The organism is Lentisphaera marina, from assembly GCF_028745505.1.
Classification (GTDB): Bacteria; Verrucomicrobiota; Lentisphaeria; order Lentisphaerales; family Lentisphaeraceae; genus Lentisphaera; species Lentisphaera marina.
Genome location: NZ_JAQZZL010000003.1, coordinates 124,872 through 139,654, shown reverse-complemented (window position 1 = coordinate 139,654; position 14,783 = coordinate 124,872). Strand labels below are relative to the sequence as shown.

15 protein-coding genes are annotated in these 14,783 nt (G+C 40.8%); 5 read left to right on the top strand and 10 right to left on the bottom strand.

Annotation, left to right across the window (positions count from 1 at the left end):
• The first annotated feature begins 100 nt into the window (after positions 1-100).
• Both PQO01_RS21405 and fbaA read left to right on the top strand, forming a co-directional pair.
• Positions 101-1,429, top strand: a complete 1,329-nt coding sequence (locus tag PQO01_RS21405) for a tetratricopeptide repeat protein (protein ID WP_274316268.1) — start codon at positions 101-103, stop codon at positions 1,427-1,429.
• Between the two features lie 117 nt (positions 1,430-1,546).
• Positions 1,547-2,626 (top strand): class II fructose-bisphosphate aldolase, encoded by a 1,080-nt coding sequence (gene fbaA / locus PQO01_RS21400; RefSeq protein ID WP_274316267.1) that lies wholly within the window; start codon positions 1,547-1,549, stop codon positions 2,624-2,626.
• Positions 2,627-2,898: 272 nt separating this feature from the next.
• On the opposite strand, the gene PQO01_RS21395 is transcribed toward fbaA, so the two are convergent.
• Positions 2,899-3,414 carry a DUF1016 N-terminal domain-containing protein gene (locus PQO01_RS21395; protein ID WP_274316266.1) on the bottom strand — a complete coding sequence of 172 codons (516 nt, stop codon included), beginning with the start codon at positions 3,412-3,414 and terminating at the stop codon, positions 2,899-2,901.
• Positions 3,415-3,569: 155 nt separating this feature from the next.
• Here PQO01_RS21395 and PQO01_RS21390 point away from each other — a divergent pair, with 155 nt between their 5' ends.
• Entirely contained in the window at positions 3,570-4,289 is a 720-nt protein-coding gene (locus PQO01_RS21390) for a pseudouridine synthase (RefSeq protein ID WP_274316265.1), read from the top strand.
• On the opposite strand, the gene PQO01_RS21385 is transcribed toward PQO01_RS21390, so the two are convergent.
• The 5 genes from PQO01_RS21385 to PQO01_RS21365 all read right to left on the bottom strand — a co-directional run bounded on the left by PQO01_RS21385 (position 4,286) and on the right by PQO01_RS21365 (position 8,234).
• Entirely contained in the window at positions 4,286-4,612 is a 327-nt protein-coding gene (locus PQO01_RS21385; RefSeq protein ID WP_274316264.1) for a hypothetical protein, read from the bottom strand. The two genes, PQO01_RS21390 and PQO01_RS21385, sit on opposite strands and share 4 nt — an antisense overlap.
• A 3-nt stretch (positions 4,613-4,615) precedes the next feature.
• A complete protein-coding gene (locus PQO01_RS21380) occupies positions 4,616-5,152 on the bottom strand; it encodes a glutathione peroxidase (protein WP_420792941.1) in 537 nt (178 codons plus the stop codon).
• Positions 5,153-5,275: 123 nt separating this feature from the next.
• Positions 5,276-7,414 (bottom strand): methionine--tRNA ligase, encoded by a 2,139-nt coding sequence (gene metG, locus PQO01_RS21375; RefSeq protein WP_274316262.1) that lies wholly within the window; start codon positions 7,412-7,414, stop codon positions 5,276-5,278.
• A gap of 81 nt (positions 7,415-7,495) precedes the next feature.
• A complete protein-coding gene (gene rpsU, locus PQO01_RS21370) occupies positions 7,496-7,690 on the bottom strand; it encodes a 30S ribosomal protein S21 (RefSeq protein ID WP_007279090.1) in 195 nt (64 codons plus the stop codon).
• 184 nt (positions 7,691-7,874) lie between these two features.
• Positions 7,875-8,234, bottom strand: coding sequence for a hypothetical protein (locus PQO01_RS21365; RefSeq protein WP_274316261.1), 360 nt, complete (start codon positions 8,232-8,234; stop codon positions 7,875-7,877).
• 142 nt (positions 8,235-8,376) lie between these two features.
• On the opposite strand from PQO01_RS21365, the gene PQO01_RS21360 reads away from it, so the two are divergent.
• A complete protein-coding gene (locus tag PQO01_RS21360; RefSeq protein WP_274316260.1) occupies positions 8,377-9,258 on the top strand; it encodes a universal stress protein in 882 nt (293 codons plus the stop codon).
• 59 nt (positions 9,259-9,317) lie between these two features.
• Here the strand turns inward: PQO01_RS21360 and PQO01_RS21355 are convergent, their stop codons facing one another.
• The 3 genes from PQO01_RS21355 to alr form a co-directional block, all read right to left on the bottom strand.
• Positions 9,318-10,958 carry a diphosphate--fructose-6-phosphate 1-phosphotransferase gene (locus PQO01_RS21355; protein ID WP_274316259.1) on the bottom strand — a complete coding sequence of 547 codons (1,641 nt, stop codon included), beginning with the start codon at positions 10,956-10,958 and terminating at the stop codon, positions 9,318-9,320.
• Between the two features lie 119 nt (positions 10,959-11,077).
• Entirely contained in the window at positions 11,078-12,181 is a 1,104-nt protein-coding gene (locus PQO01_RS21350; protein ID WP_274316258.1) for a lactonase family protein, read from the bottom strand.
• 8 nt (positions 12,182-12,189) lie between these two features.
• A complete protein-coding gene (gene alr / locus PQO01_RS21345; RefSeq protein ID WP_274316257.1) occupies positions 12,190-13,272 on the bottom strand; it encodes an alanine racemase in 1,083 nt (360 codons plus the stop codon).
• Between the two features lie 129 nt (positions 13,273-13,401).
• On the opposite strand from alr, the gene PQO01_RS21340 reads away from it, so the two are divergent.
• Positions 13,402-14,076 carry a DUF3313 family protein gene (locus PQO01_RS21340; protein ID WP_274316256.1) on the top strand — a complete coding sequence of 225 codons (675 nt, stop codon included), beginning with the start codon at positions 13,402-13,404 and terminating at the stop codon, positions 14,074-14,076.
• Between the two features lie 24 nt (positions 14,077-14,100).
• Here the strand turns inward: PQO01_RS21340 and PQO01_RS21335 are convergent, their stop codons facing one another.
• Positions 14,101-14,703, bottom strand: coding sequence for an RNA polymerase sigma factor (locus tag PQO01_RS21335; RefSeq protein WP_274316255.1), 603 nt, complete (start codon positions 14,701-14,703; stop codon positions 14,101-14,103).
• Between the last annotated feature and the right edge of the window lie 80 nt (positions 14,704-14,783).

Genomic DNA, 14,783 nt, shown 5'->3' with positions numbered 1-14,783 from the left:
AACCCATGGTTTGAATTTTTATTTTATCGCAAAAAGTAATTCCTAGAGTATTATATGCGAAGTTAAAAATGACTAAATCTATCAAATAAAGAGGTCCTAAATGTTTACAAGCCTAAGAATCGTCCAGATGATTCTCTTTTTAAGTAGTCTAACAATTTTCGCTCAAGTCCAAAGGGATTTGGATTTGAACCCTATTGATCGCGGTAAGACTGCGGATCCCATTCTCGATGAAGAATTGAAAAAAGAAGAACGTGAAAAAATCCAAGCAAAACGTTTAGAGAAACTAGAAACTGCTGCGCAAGCGGGTAGTAAATCGGCGATTTTGGAATTGGGTAACAACTATTTCTACGGACGTTTGGGCCTAGAGAAAGATACTGCAATGGCAGCACAATGGTGGCGTCGTGGTGCCGATAAGAATGACCGTCAATGCATGTATAACTTAGCCAACCTTTATATAAGGGGTGATGGCGTTGAAAAAAATGAAGATGACGCTTTGAAGTATTATATGAAAGCAGCTGACTTTGGATTAGCGCAAGCAAATATTAATGCGGCCTTACTTTTGGATAGAAGAGAAGATTATGAAAAGGCAATCCGTTATTTTCAGGAGGCTTCATTAATTAAAGACTACAGAGCGATTAGTCGTCTTGCCGAATATTATGAGCGTGGCCTAGGCGGACCAAAGAGAGTCTTGGATGCTATTAATTTGTATAAAGAAAGTGCTCAGAAGGGAAATGCTGATGCACAATTAAAAATGGCGGAGTTCTCAAATAATAGCGAGTACCCTTCAGTGTATGATCCCAAGGAAGCTTTAAAATGGTTGATGTTATCGGCAGATAATGGTAATCCGGTTTCAGAGGCACGCGTTGCTTATTGTTACCAAAATGGCATTGGTGTTCGTAAAGACAATGAAATTGCCGTCAATTGGTTTTTGCGTGCAGCGAATCAAAATTTCCCCCCAGCTCAAGTGGCTTTAGGTAACTGTTATTCAGTTGGCATGGGTGTTCCATCTAATTTGGAAACGGCTTACAGTTGGTACGAAAAAGCGGCGCGTTTGGGTGATTCAAGTGGTTTATATAATGCAGGTGTTTGTCATTTGAGAGGTATTGGAACCAAAGTCAATGTTGAACGTGGTTTGGATTATTACCAAAGATCAGCTGATCAGGGCTATGCTCAAGCATTGTATGTCCTAGCTTATATGTATGAAGTTGGTGAAGATGTCAAAAAAGATATTAGTAAAGCTATTATCAATTATCAGAAAGCAGCTGTGCAAAATCACGCTGGAGCACTTTATGAATTAGGGCGTATTTATCTTGATGGTAAATACCTGAAGTCTAACCGTAATCAAGCAGAGCTGATGTTGAAGAAATCTGCAGAGATGGGTAATCGTGATGCCTTTGTTCTCTACCAGAAAAACTTCATGAAAAATTAAGACACACTCGAGAAAAAAAATAACTTGCTTTATGAAGCCCTTTAATTACAGTTAGGGCGTTAATAAAACACAACAACATTCTCAAAAAAGACAAGAAAACATAAGGTAAACAAAATTATGGCTAAAGTATTAGATCTCGTAAAACCCGGTGTTGCTACTGGTGACGACCTAAATAAAATCTTTGAAGTTTGTAAAGCAAACAAAGCAGCTCTTCCTGCAGTTAACTGTGTAGGTACTGAGTCTGTAAATGGTGTTATGGAAGCCGCTGCAAAAGTTGGCTCACCAGTTATCATTCAGTTCTCTAACGGTGGCGGTACTTTCTACGCTGGTAAAGGTCTTAAACTTGAAGGTCAAAAAGCTCAAGTTCTCGGTTCAGTTGCTGGTGCAAAGCACGTACACGAATTAGCAGAAGCTTACGGAATCCCTGTCATTCTTCACACTGACCACGCTGCTAAGAAGCTTCTTCCTTGGATCGACGGTCTCCTCGATGCATCAGAAAAGCATTTCGCTGAAACTGGTAAGCCACTTTTCTCTTCACACATGATTGACCTCTCAGAAGAGTCACTCGAAGAAAACCTTTCTACTTGCGAAAGATACCTCGAGCGTATGGCTAAAATGGACATGACTCTCGAAATCGAACTTGGTTGCACAGGTGGTGAAGAAGACGGTGTTGATAACACTGACATGGATGAGTCTAAACTTTACACTCAGCCTTCAGAAGTTGCAGAAGCTTACGAGCGTCTTAGCAAAATCAGCCCTAACTTCACAATTGCTGCATCTTTCGGTAACGTTCACGGTGTTTATAAGCCTGGTAACGTAAAGCTTACTCCTACTATCCTCCGCGATTCACAAGCTTACATCAAAGAAAAATTCAATACTGAATCTGACAACCCAGTAAACTTCGTTTTCCACGGTGGTTCAGGTTCAAGCCAAGAAGAAATCACAGAGTCAATCTCTTACGGTGTAATCAAAATGAACATCGATACAGATACTCAGTGGGCAACTTGGGAAGGTGTAATGAACTTCTATAAAGAAAAAGAAGCTTACCTCCAAGGTCAAATTGGTAACCCGGAGGGTGACGACAAGCCAAATAAGAAATTCTACGATCCGCGCGTATGGTTGCGTAAAGGTCAAGAGTCTTATGTTGCTCGTATTGAGCAGGCATTCTCAGACCTTAACGGTAAAGGCCTTAACTAATTTTTTAGTTAAACCTTAAAAATTTTAAAGTCCCGTATTCATATGAGTACGGGGCTTTTTTTATAGGGACAAAGTTTTTTAGAAATTTTGATACAGTTATCTGATAGAACAGGAAAAACTAACTCTTTAATACATCTTTCCGTGTAAACAACTTCTATTTGTTAGATGGATGTTTTTGTTTTGAAGAAGGCTCAGTCATTGGTTGTCCCATAGATGTTATGTTAATCACGGCAAATACTGCTGAGGAGGAACTTGTCTGATTTAACTAAACTTTATTTGTACTCGTCTTCAAATAACTTATTGCTAATTGCGGCTTCTAGAGCTTCGGTCGACCAATTTTCGGCAAAGCACTTTTCGCCATAGAAAATGCGGTGCATGTCGTCATCTAATTCACATATGATGAGGAAGTGTTTGAGGTCGAGTTTTTCACTTAAGCGCGAGACGATTTGGATATCAGGGAAAGTTTCTGCAAAGCGAACGTAGTTTAATGTGTTGTCTTCGTTGATTTTTCCCTTAGTAATCTCGTCGAGATGTTTAGTGAGTTCTTTGAGAGCTTCGGGAGCTTTAGGTGAGCCTTGGATGAAACCGAGAACTTTTCGAACTTTTTCTCCTGTAAACCAAGCGACTTCAACAGATTGAGCATCGGTCTCTTCGTTATTTACTATAGAGCTGATGTCTTGGTAGAGTTGGTCAAGTAGCTCGGCCATAGAGATTTCGGTGTTCTCGGATGAGGCTTCTTCGCTTTGTGGTTCACTGAGGCCACTGAGATTGAATAGATCGGGGTCCATTATATTTCCTTGTTATTTTGAGCTGAAAATATGACTGTTTTAATGACTTACAAGTTCAAGTTTATAAGCTTGGCTAGTGTTTTATTCTATGCTTTCCGGCTTGCGGAATACGCAATATGGCTTTATGTGAAAAGAAAATATTCAAGGATGAAAAAATGGCAAAAGTAAAGTCAAAAGTACGTTTGGATAAATTGATAGCCAAATGTACTGATCTAACTCGTTCCGAGGCGACTAGGGCGCTGAAAAATGGTTTTGTGAAATTAAATAACATTCCGCAGAAGCAGGGGAAGACGATGGTGGATCTAAAGAATGATGTCGTTACTTTTGATGACGAAATTTTAGAGTATCGCGAAACAATTTATTTCATGTTACATAAGCCCAAAGCTTATGTGTGTGCAGCCAAAGATGAGCGTTTGAAAACTGTCTTAGATTTACTGCCACCAGCTTTGGCAAGCCGAGAGCCTTTTTCCTGTGGTCGCTTGGATATTGATACGACGGGTCTAGTAATTCTGACTGATGATGGGACATGGGCACACGGAATTACATCGCCAAAAAGGAAGTGCGAGAAAACTTATTTAGTTGGCAGTGCATCTGAATTGAGTCTAGAGGATATGAAGGAGCTGGAAGAGGGCGTCTATTTGGATGGAGATGACAAGATTACTGCGCCAGCCAAGATTGAGAAGATAGATGCAAAAACCTATCGCTTAAAAATTACGGAAGGTCGCTATCATCAGGTTAAACGTATGTTCGAGGCTGTTGGTAATATGGTCAAAAGTCTTCATCGTGAACAGATAGGGGATTTAATCCTAGATGAAGATCTAGCTGAGGGCCAATGGCGAGATTTGAGCACGGAAGAAGTGGCTTTCTTTAATTAATCTTTTTTTGCAGGGATATCGATGTCAACCTCTTCTTCTTGGCTTTGAAATGGAGGTGCCTGTTGTGAGGAAAAATTTTTGAAGGTTTGAGCTGAGCTCTTATTGTTAAAGCGAGAGGTACTACTGCGCATGACGTTGATAAATTTTCTCTTGGTAATGAGAAGGTAAATAATCAGTGGTACGATTATAATCAGGAAAGCAGCAGCACCTAAAATAAGTGCCACAATTGCTAAGAGACTAAGGGCAATAAAGCGCCAAAGTCGCATTAAAAATAACATTAAGCTAGAGAAGAAGCCTTGCCCAGATCCTGATATTTGCTGCATTCTTTATAGGGTATCCTGAATCGCTTTTGTGAGTTTAGCATCAAGTGGTTTAGTTCTAGGGCTAAAACGATTGATGATTTTACCATCTTTGTCGACGAGGAATTTATCAAAATTCCATTTGATCTTACCACCGTGTTTAGGGTCCGATACTAGGAATTTATAGATAGGGGCTATTTCGTCGCCTTTTACAGAAATTTTACTCATCATTGGGAATGATACATTATATTTAGTAGCACAGAAGGTTTTGATGTCTTCATTGCTACCAGGTTCTTGTCCCATGAAGTCATTCGCAGGGAAACCCACAATAACAAAGTTTTGTCCCTTGTATTTTTCATAGAGTTTCTGTAAATCAGTGTATTGTTTTGTGAGGCCGCATTTACTTGCCACATTGACAACTAATACAGTTTTACCTTTGAGGCTATCTAATTTGAATTCTTTACCATCGATATCTTTTACGATGAATTCATGAAGTGATTTTTCTTTTACGTTGTACTGCGGGTTAGAGCAGGCAGTAAAGATGAGTGTAAATAAGCTGAGCATTTTTTTCATTACGTGTTCCTTATGTAGTTGGCATAAGATATGCCATTTTTTTCTTAGAGCAATAGCTTAAGTGTGAGTGAGTTTTAATAAGTGAAACTCACTCAATTAAGGTCATGGTGATGACTAGGCTAATTTACCATTGAGGATTTCTACAGTTTTCAATTCTTGTCCATCAGCATAGAGGGTTTCGCCATCACATACAGCTAAACCATCCTTAACTCGAAGACTGACTTCTTTAAATTGATCAATCGTGATTTCTTCTTTGTTTTGGACTTTATCTTCTTTGCGAAGTACGTAAGTGCCGACAGATATGTTTCCTGCGTCCAAGACTTCTAGCTTTTTCTTTTTCGCTACAGATAAAACCATACCTTCAGAAGCTACACCACGTAACTCCGCAGGAGCTAAATTGGCAACAACGACAATATGTTTGTCGATGAGTGTATCTGCATCAATTTGTTTGGCCAAGCCAGAGCATATTGTACGAGTTTTATCTTCCCCGAGGTCAACTTCTAAAACGTAGAGGTGATCGGCTTCGGGGTGGATTTTTGCAGAATTGATTTTTCCTACACGAAGATCAACTTTTTCAAAAACATCCGTTTCACCAGAAAACTTGCTGCGTAGCTTTTCGACGCGCTTAGTATCGAGTTTAGGGAAAAGAATACTTGGCTTACTGACTTCTTGACCAGCTAGATTGCTAAAGTCGCCTAGTTGATCCCATTTTAAATCTTTTAGACCAATAAATGATTGGATTCTCTGAGCCGTGTCGGGCATGGCAGGAGAGAGTAAAATAGAGATGTCGCGGACCAAATGAACGAGAATGTTGATTGAGCTACGTACTTCGTCTTCCTTACCTTCTTTGATTTTTACCCAGGGTTCTTCATCCTGGAAGAATTTGTTGCCAAGTTTTCCGAGTGTAAGAGTTAAACGAATAGCTTCACGGAATGAGCAGGCTTCAAAAGCTTCGGTGATACTTTTTATGAGTTCCTGTGCTTTCTTCTTAAACTCTTCCTGAGCTTCGCTCGCATCGCAAAGAGTGATGGGGCCGGGAAAGTTTTTATTGGCGTATACCAATGAGCGATTGACTAAGTTGCCGATATTATCCAAAAATTCGTTGTTGACTTTATCAAAAAACTCCTGCCAAGTAAAAGCAGAATCTTGTTTTTCAGGTCGAATAGCCAAGAGATAAAAGCGCCATAGGTCGACATCGATACCGGAATCGATGACATCTGAGCCGAAAACACCAATATTACGAGATTTTGAAAATTTTGTATCTTCGTAGTTCAAGTATTCTGTAGAGGCTAAATGATGGCACATAGTCCATTTATCACCAGAGGCGATTTGTGTGGCAGGAAAAATAACTGAATGGAACGGGATGTTATCTTTTGCCATGAATTGGTAGAGTTGTGTGTTGTCGGGGTCGTGCCACCAATCTTTCCAGGTGTCGGGGTATGCGCCACGAGTAATGGAAACATAACCAATAGGAGCATCAAACCATACATAAAAAACTTTGTCAGTGAAACCTTCATAAGGAACGGGGACGCCCCATTTTAAATCTCTTGTAATGGCGCGAGATTCAAGACCGCGCTTCATCCATGAACGTGTTGTTGTATCAGCGTTATTTGGCCAATGTCCTGTTTCAATAGAGTGGTTCTGCCATACTTCTAAATTAGAGCTCAGTTCAGGTAAGTTGAGATGAAGATGTTTTGTGCTGCGAAGAACGGGCGTGCATTTGTCAAGACTACACTTTGGGTCGATGAGCTCTGTGGGAGTTAAAAGTGCACCGCAACCATCGCATTGATCGCCTCTGGCATCGTCATAGCCGCATTTTGGGCAGGTGCCATTGATGAGTCTATCAGCTAAGAATTTGTTCATGCTTTCGCTGTAGAATTGCTCGTTCTCTACAATTTTAAAGTGATCATTATCGGCTACTTGATTAAAGATCTCTTGAACCGTTTCGGTATGGATGTCAGTAGATGTGCGTCCAAAAGCATCAAAACTAATATTAAAGTGCTCGTAAATATTTTTGTGAATGACGTGGTACTTGTCGCAAATTTCTCTTGGGCTTAAGCCTTCTTGCGCTGCTTTGGTCTCGGTAGCTGTTCCGTATTCGTCTGTCCCACAGATATATAGAGTTTCGTAGTTCTTGGATCGCGAAAAGCGAGCGAAGCAGTCAGCCGATAGTACACAGCCGATTAAATTTCCGAGGTGGGGTTCATTATTAACGTAGGGAAGAGCTGAGGTGATTAAGCGTTTTTTACTCATGGTGGGGTTCTTTTTGAATCGACATAAACAAAGAAAGCTGGTCGTTAAGACCAGCTTGAAAGGGGTAAATCAACTTTTCGCTTAGCGAATGCGATTCTCTTTTCTGATGCGTTTAGCGAGGCTTTTGCCTTCACGTCTTTTGATTTCGCTGGGTTTTTCGTAGCAGCGACGGTTACGCAATTCACGAAGTACACCTTCGCGGTCCAATTTCTTTTTAAGACGTCTAAGAGCTTTATCGATCGGCTCGCCTTTTTTTGCACTAACTTCTGATGGCATGTACTTTCCTTAAAGTTTATGTATTTTATTACTTAATATTGAAATGTTTATATAAAAATTTGTAGCCTAAATGACTTTTAAAGGTCGGTACTATAACCTTATGAATGCTAGCGTCAAGTAGATCTAAAGATAATTAATGCTTAAGTCTATGAATTAGCAATAAGTAAGGGATGAATAAAGTGAACTATTTTACGGCGCGTCGATATTTATTGTCGATGTAGACTTTTCCTTCAGTGATCTTGATAATTCGCGCACTTTCAACATTGCCAAACTTAATCTTGTTGATGCTGAGTTTGTCTTGTTCAATGATGATTTCGTTGTCTCCAATGCGCCAAATGAATTTAGTTTCATTATCTTCTACACTATAGTTATTGTATATGGACTTTGGTTTAAAGGTCAAAACAACAAAATAGCTTCCCATTTTTCGCGTAGTATAATCCGGGTTAGTCTCATACTCTGTATAAAAGAGATCTTTATTGGTGGGTTGAAAGAGTGCGCAACTCGATAGAAATAGCATAGCTAGAGTTAATAGGATAGTTCTCATTATGGGCTGACCTTAGTTAATATTAATAGTGACATACTATAAGATAGCTTGTTAACCAGATCAAGATTTATATTTAAAGGAAATTTCCATTGCCATAATAAATGTTGTATATTGAGACATAACCTAATAGTGGAGTTTAGTTATGATGCACGTAGACAACATAATAACTGGAGTCTTCTCTGAACATCATTTTAGTATGGCTGTTAGAGAGTCTCAAAAATTAGCCAATGTGTTTAAAGCCAAAGTTCGTCCAGTACATGTTATTGAAACACTTGGTTTCAACCCCTTTTATCCACGTGAAACTGAAGAATCACGTTTAGAAGCTTTAGATAAGTTTAAAGACGATGTAGACCATTTATATAATAAACATGGCGCGAGTCATGTAGAAGAACCCGTAGTTCAAATAGGTCGAATACACAATGAGTTAGTTCGCGTGGCTAATGAGCATGATAATTCTCTTATAGTAGTAGGTAGGCACAACGAGGGGATGATGCATAAATTCGTGACCACGGAAGCGGAACGTATAATTGCCCATGCAAGTACTCCTGTCTGGGTTCATCCTCATAGACATATTAGTCGATTGCCTCAGACGATAGTTTGCGCCTTAGATTTTTCTGAAAACTGTAAACGTGCGGCAGAAGTGGCTGTTATGGTGGCAAAATCTTGTGCGGCACAGCTTTATTTTGTTCATGTTATTCCCGAAAGTACGGGTTATGTAGATTTGGAGGGGCAATTAAATGTTTATTACCCTCAAGAAGATGTAGAAAGGGAAGAAGTGAATACAAAAGTGTCTGAAGTCATGGCCGATATGATGGCCTCACTTGATTTGGAAGGCTTATGTTATGCAGAAAAGATCCTTTCAGGTGGAGCGGCAGATGGAGTGAAACGCCTATGTGATGAAGTTGATGCGGAACTATTAGTTATGGGTAGTTCTTCTCATTCAAGTATAGAGCGCTTGTTCATGGGCAGTACCATGCGTTGGCTGCTAAATAACTATGAAGAGGATGTACTACTGGTTCCTTGAAATCAATAAAAAAGCCCTGCTCAAATGAGCAGGGCTTTTTTATTGAAACTTATATATACCTAACTCTGTTCTAGAGTCAGAGTGATGGTGGGTTGATCGCAGACTTCTGTAGGACCAAAGTATTGGATAGGTCCAGGGAAGACGTAAGCGGAGTGAAGAGCCCATTGATCACGATTGGCGGCGAGTTCTTTGAAAGGTGCACCATCGAGTTCTACGAGAGCTTTTTTGATCACTGGCTTATCTGCGCCGTGGCGACGTTCAACATTCATCATAGAAGTCAGAGGGATGCCACCTGCAATCCATTCAGAAGCAGGAGATTTTAAGTTTTTAACTGAGGCAAGACAGGCTGTTTTACCGGCACCAATGAGAGCGGCTGCCGTGTAGCCAAGGCTATAGCAGTAATCGGCATCAAAGTTTGAGGGAGCTGCACAGCGTCCCTCATAGCCAAAGAAGTGGTGCTGCTCAGAGAAATGAATATCGCTATGATTTTCTTGCATGTACATTTCGACCATGCTTGCAATGAGCTTTTCAGTTTCGATACGGGAGACTTGTACATTGCCGTGTGGATCGCGATCCATTACGAGCTGTTGACGAATATTAGCTGGCATTGAGAGGTAGACGCCGGCAGATTCTGAACTTAATCCATGAGCTTGTAGTTGGGCAATATCTTGAGCTACTGGAAGAGATTCAGAAAGGCTAGTGTCATGTGCGAGTAAGTCGTTGAGTTCAGCAATGAGCACTTTCATTTGGGGGATGAACTCAATAACACCTTCTGGGATGACGACAATACCAAAGTGCTCGCCTTTGTTTGCACGCTTCACAGCTTTATCTGCGATATCCGCAACGATGCCATTAAGAGTCATCGCTTTGGCTTCAACTTCTTCCGATACTAAAGTCACGTTAGCACGAGTTTGAAGTCCGCATTCAAGAGCAATATGTGATGCTGAACGACCCATGACTTTGATAAAGTGCCAGTACTTACGAGCTGAACATGCATCGCGTGAGATATTGCCAATGAGTTCACTATAGACTTTACAGGCAGTGTCGAAGCCAAAAGACGCTTCAATATCTTCATTTTTGAGATCGCCATCAATCGTTTTTGGAGCACCAATAACGAGAATGCCAGAGTTTTGAGCTTTACAGTATTCGGCGAGTACACAGCCATTAGTATTGGAGTCATCTCCACCAATGATTACGAGGGCGCCAATGTTTAGTGCTTTACAGTTGGCAATGACTTTGTCGAACTGAGCTGTTTCTTCTAATTTAGTTCGTCCAGAACCGATAATGTCGAATCCACCTGTATTGCGGTAGGCATCCATGATGGCAGAGTCGATTTCCATGTATTTATTATCTACAGCACCACCAGGTCCACCGAGGAAGCCATAGAGTTTTGAATCGGCATTTAAAGATTTGATCCCATCGAAAATACCGGCAATAACATTGTGCCCACCGGGAGCTTGTCCACCAGAGAGGATGACGGCGACGTTAATCGCAGCTGAATCGGATGTAGCGTTTACTTCAAAAGTGACCTTTGGAGCGCCATAAGTTTCGGGAAAGAGGGCTTTAATTTGGTCGAGGTCAGCAGCAGCAGTAGTTGCTTCGCCCTCAATAATATTAACGGCAGCGCCATTGGCAAAAACAGTGGGTAATTTGGGTTGGTAAGCGGCGCGAGCAGCTTGGAGTGCGGAAATCGCAGGCATTGAATTGTCCTTGAATTAGAATCTGGTTTCAGTTGATGCGCCAATATAAAGGAAGGCCTTTCAACTGCAAGAATTGTGACAGAGAAAGGCCTTAGCTTTATTGATTGATTTGCTTAAGTTTAATCAATGAGGTTGACACAACTAGGCATTCCAATGCCTTCAGTTTTAGATTTATAAGTCAGCATGCCGGTTTCGGGGTCTAAATCAAAGAAAATGATGTTGTCACTTTTTTGATTGGCTACGAGGGCAAAGTTTTCATGGATTGCGAAATTACGAGGGATACTTCCTTGTGTAGGCTCGTTTTTAATAAAGTCAATTTTATCATAAGCAATTTTGAAGATGGCTAGGCTATTGTGCCCACGGTTTGATGCGTAAACGTAGTGGCCGTTAGGGTGAACGTGTACGTCAGCGCAACTATTCCACTCAGTGAAATCTTTTGGAAGGCAACGTTTATTATCAGTTTCAGTAAGTTTACCCTCTTGGTAAATAAAAGCTATGAGTGTGAAGTCGAGCTCATTGATCAAATAGGCACGCATACCATCTGGGTGAAAAGTGAAGTGACGAGGTCCTGCACCTGGAGCCGATTTGTAATCTAGGTCACGACGGTAAGTGAGCTTGTTATTTTCTATTTCAAAAGCTTGGATTAAATCACGGCCGAGGTCGGGCATAAAGCCAAATTTGCCTTCATTGTCAAAAGTGAAGCAGTGGGGATGTGGGGCATTTTGGCGTTTTGGGTTAACATTACTGCCCCCAATGAAGCTATATTTTTGTAATTGCTTCTGGATTTCACCACTTTTCGCGATTTGAAAACTTTCTATATAAGCTCCGCCATAGGCTGTGACCACGAGTAATGAGTCGTGTGCAGCAAGGTGGCACAGGCTAGCAGCCGTATCAAAACAGCTAATCTTTTCTAGGTTTTCTTCTTTAGGGTTGAATTTATAGGCCTGTACAGAGTAACGCTTGTCTTTTTTACTCCCTGTATTTACGCAAGTATAAAGAGTGTCATTATGAAAAATTTGGAAACCGTGATTTTCGCCTTCACCGGCAATAGAACAAAGCTCTATGTTTTCGCCTTGATCAATGCTTTTATAAAGGTGGAGGCCGCCTTTTTTACCTGAGCCACCACCAACAAAGTACATGGCTTTTTCTTTTGCAGTATTTGTTGCACATGAACTCGCTATAAGTGTCAAGGAACTCGCTTGGATAAAGGTTCTTCTATTCATGTTTTCTCCTATTTTTTATATATGCGTTTAATTCTTTGTCCCAAGGAACAAATGATTTCGTATGTAATGGTACCTTTCCATTTTGCCCATTTTGAAATGGGGACCTCTCCACCTAGGCAAAGGACCAAGTCACCACTTTTAGCGGTTGGGTACGGACTAAGATCAATGGTAATGTAATCCATTGAGATACGTCCTAGTAGGGGGCATTTAAAGCCTTTGTAAAGAACGTAAGCTTGTTTGTTGAATGGGAAGCCGTCGGCGTAACCGAGAGCGACGGTGCCAACTAAAGTTTTCTTATCGAGGATACATTCACGACCATAACCAATACTAGTGCCCGCCTCGAGTTCGCGAACACGAACAAGGCGTGACTCTAATTGTAAAACTTCTTCGAGTTCGACGCGTTGTTGACCTTCTAGGTCGAAGCACCCATAAAGGTTTAGACCCGTGCGGACATAGTTGAAAGGAGCTTGGCAGGCTTCAGGGATATTATGAATACCATCTGAGTTGGCAATGTGAATGCATTTAAACTTAATGGGGCATGATTCAAGGAATTCTTTGAATTGATCAATTTGTTGAAGGGAGAAATCTCGGTCGCTGTAAGCTACGGGGAAATGTGTGTAGACCCCATCGAAATGTAGTTTATCTAATTTTGCGATGTCAGCAAATTCCTTAAGAGCATTCTTGATGGGGATACCAAGTCTTCCCATGCCTGAGTCAATGACGAGGTGACAGAAGACTCGACGCTCACCCGCATGTTGGGAAATGATTTGTGCGGATTCAAAGGAGCCAACTGGAAGAATGAAGTTGTTTCTTATGGCCAGAGGGATTTCTTCGGGGGTAATGTCACCTAATATTAGGATATCAATATCTAAATCGCGAAGTTCTAGGGCTTCGTTGAGGTCGGCAACGGCGATGATTTGAGCGCCAGAGTCTTTGAGTGTACTTGCAATTTCCTTGGCTCCTAGGCCATAGGCGTTGGCTTTGAGTACGGGCATGACTGAGGCTGATTGACTCAAATTTTCGAGTTTGAGAAAGTTTCTTTTGATAGCTTTTAGGTCAATGCTTAAGGTATTGCGATGTTGATACGCCAAATGATAACTCCAAATTAACCCTATTAAAATGACTTTTTATTTAGATTAAACAAGTGCTATAGCGCATCGTACTAGTCTAAATCATCACTTGAGTTATGTTTAAACTAATTTTTAATTTAGGAGAACAAAATGAAGTTTATTGGAGCACTTCTTATAGCCATTTTTTTATCTGCTTGTGGAACTTCACCGGCATCGCCAACAAATTTTTTAGAAGATGCTTGGAAGATGGAAGAGGGCAGGAACTTGCAGCTAGTCTGGAAATCGCCACGAGCTCATATTGGTCAATACACTAAGTTTGCAATGAAGCCTGTGGGCGTAACCTATATGAGACGCTTAGGTTGGTGGGATAAAAAAAATGCGACAAGCTATGAGGAGAATGACGTGTTCCCAGGTTTTGATAATGGGGATAATCGCAAAGTTGCAGCCGAGGTTGCCAAGATGTTCGACTTTGAAATCCGTCAGGCTTTTCTCAATGATCCAGAAAAAAAAGTGCGCTTTGTACCTCACACTTTTTTAGATAATCAGACTCTCTTAATGGAAGTTCAGATAATTGAGTTGGTTCCGATTAAAAAATATTTTCCTGGTATCGGCTCTATTAAAGGTGGGACAATGGCGATAGAAGGTAAAGTTTTTAATGGCGGAACAGGAGAAATGTTGATGATGTTTAGTGATCGTCGAATAGAGAATAGTCCCAAACAAGAGTTGCAAGGCAAGTTGAAGCGCTACAGTCAAGTTAGGCCTTTGATTCAAGAGTGGTGTGCTTATTTTGCGAGATTGGCAAATACGGGAATGAGAGCTAATTAATTTGAAGATTAATTGAGCCTTTTACTAACTCAGTTCATCATCTAAGCGACGGATCTCTTTGTAGAGTTTGTCTTGAACACGGTTTTTTAAAACGTAGGCCGTGTTCTTTTTGATATCCATATCCACGCAGATCTGCTCGATTTCCTTGCCTTCGCTGAAAGCGAGGAAGACTTGAGCCGCTTTACCTTTGAAATCATCTTTGATATTCTCCCAAGCTAAGTTGGAAACGTGTAGCTTCCATTCCTTTTCGGCCATGTTATAAATTTCTGGCTCGCTTTGCTCGGGGTCTTCTTCGTTGAGTCGGATTGATGCCGCACGATCAAGGTCGTTTTTGTAACGCTTTTGTTTACGGAAGTAAGCAATCACAGTGTTGCGAGTGATTTGGTTCATCCAAGTTCTGAACTTGCATTTGTTGGGTTCATACTCGAAAGTAGGCAGCTTTTCCCAAAGAGCTAGAAGTACGCGTTGAACTAAATCTTCTACATCTTGATTATTCACCCCCATTTTAGCGATGACCACATAAATGTAGCGTTGGTAAAAATAAACAAAATCTTCCCAAGAACGATCGTCATGTTGATCGCGTATTTTGGCGATTAAGGTATGTCGGGTGTTGTAATCTGAACTCATGCTAACTCCTAAAACGTTGGTCTAATATGGTACGTCTTTTTGAGTGAGCAATAATTTATGAGAATAGTTTTTGGGTTTTA